The organism is Pedobacter miscanthi, assembly GCF_032678605.1.
In the GTDB taxonomy this organism is placed as follows: Bacteria; Bacteroidota; Bacteroidia; order Sphingobacteriales; family Sphingobacteriaceae; genus Pedobacter; species Pedobacter miscanthi_A.
In genome coordinates this window covers 1-1542 of the sequence record NZ_JAVTSU010000058.1, presented here as the reverse complement: position 1 = coordinate 1542, position 1542 = coordinate 1, and the positions used below count along the sequence as shown (strand labels likewise).

2 protein-coding genes are annotated in these 1542 nt (G+C 39.7%); both read left to right on the top strand.

What is annotated here, in order from left to right; genetic code table 11:
- Positions 1 to 39: 39 nt before the first annotated feature.
- Entirely contained in the window at positions 40 to 435 is a 396-nt protein-coding gene (locus R2R28_RS29035; RefSeq protein ID WP_316829159.1) for a hypothetical protein, read from the top strand.
- A gap of 2 nt (positions 436 to 437) precedes the next feature.
- Entirely contained in the window at positions 438 to 1358 is a 921-nt protein-coding gene (locus tag R2R28_RS29030) for an IS3 family transposase (protein ID WP_316829158.1), read from the top strand.
- Positions 1359 to 1542: the final 184 nt, after the last annotated feature.

The following is a 1542-nucleotide window of genomic DNA, read 5'->3' as shown; positions in this document are numbered from 1 at the left end:
TGTCTCGTCCTGCTATAGCTTGTCATTAAAAACAGCAAAATGGCAACAAAAAGCAAAGACAAAACAAAAATTGCAACTAGAAAACCTTGGGGACGGTTAAGCGATGATCTGAAAGAGAAAATCATTTGCGAGATCAAATCCGGTATGCTCAGTCAGCGAGCAGCTGGACGCAAATATGGCTTACCTTCAAGTACCATTGGCAAATGGATGGAGAAACATAATTTGGCTATCTTAGTCCATTCCAAAACATCTTATGAACTTTCAGCGATGGACGAAAACCAAGAGACAAAACTTCTTAAGAAAAAGATCGATGAGCTAACAAAAGCTTTGGCTGATGCCCAGCTGAGAAATGTTGGATTAGAGACTATGATAGAGGTTGCGGAAAGCGAACTTAAGATTAATATTAGAAAAAAGCGTGGTGCCAAACGGTCTTAAGGATGCGGCAAAAACTACCGGATAAGCGTCTGGTTGAACTTTGTGCACTGTTTGGTGTAAGCCGCCAGGCTTATTATCTGGCCCAAAAAACAGCGATCAAAACTGATATTTCCCACATGGTGGTATTAGCCCTGGTAGCTGAATTCCGTACAGCAGTTCCGTTTTTGGGAACAAGGAAACTGCTATACATGCTTTCTCCGGAAATGGAAAAGCATAATATAAAGATGGGGAGAGACCAGCTTTATGATCTTTTGAGATTTCATGGACTGCTTATACGGCGGAGGAAACGTTCCGTTAGGACTACTGACTCCAACCACTCCCTAAAAAGATACCCGAATCTCATAAAACATATGATGTTCTCTGCCCCGGAACAACTATGGGTAAGTGACATAACCTATATCCGTATGCAGGATGGCTTTAGCTATCTAAGCCTGATCACAGATGCCTATTCCAGAAAGATCGTAGGGTTTGCACTCCATCCGAACCTTGAAGCTACCGGCTGTATTATCGCTCTGGAGATGGCTATCAACGGGAGGAAAAAAAACTCACCGTTCATATTGGTTCATCATTCGGACCGGGGAATACAGTATTGTTCTAAAAGCTATACTGAGCTTCTTAACAGGGACAAAATTGCAATAAGTATGACTGAAAGTGGTAGTCCCTATGATAATGCTTTAGCCGAACGTGTTAATGGAATAGTGAAAAATGAGTTCTTTCCAAAAAAGATATATAAGGATTATAAAGAGGCTAAAAAGAGCATTGAAATCATTATCAAAAACTATAACGATAAAAGGCCCCAAGGTAGTCTGGACTATCTTACGCCTAGCAAAGCCCATGATATGTCTGGCGAGATAAGCAAGCGTTGGAAACACTATCCTTATAAAAAAAAAGGTATGCAAGAAGAGCCCCTGGAGACCGTCTGAAAATACAATCAGAAAAAATGCACCGCAATTCTATTATTAATAGATTACAAATTGTACACTTGTAAAGTAATATCAGAATTAACACAAAAGTGGTGTAAACTAATTCCAGTATTACCACTCAGAAGATGTAAACTAATTCTAGTATTATAACTCAAAAACGACAAGTAAAATCAGGACGAGTCAA

Bases quoted from the DNA above. Each gene is read 5' to 3' on its own strand.
- R2R28_RS29035 (WP_316829159.1), top strand. From the start codon at position 40: ATGGCAACAAAAAGCAAAGACAAAACAAAAATTGCAACTAGAAAACCT.
- R2R28_RS29030 (WP_316829158.1), top strand. From the start codon at position 438: ATGCGGCAAAAACTACCGGATAAGCGTCTGGTTGAACTTTGTGCACTG.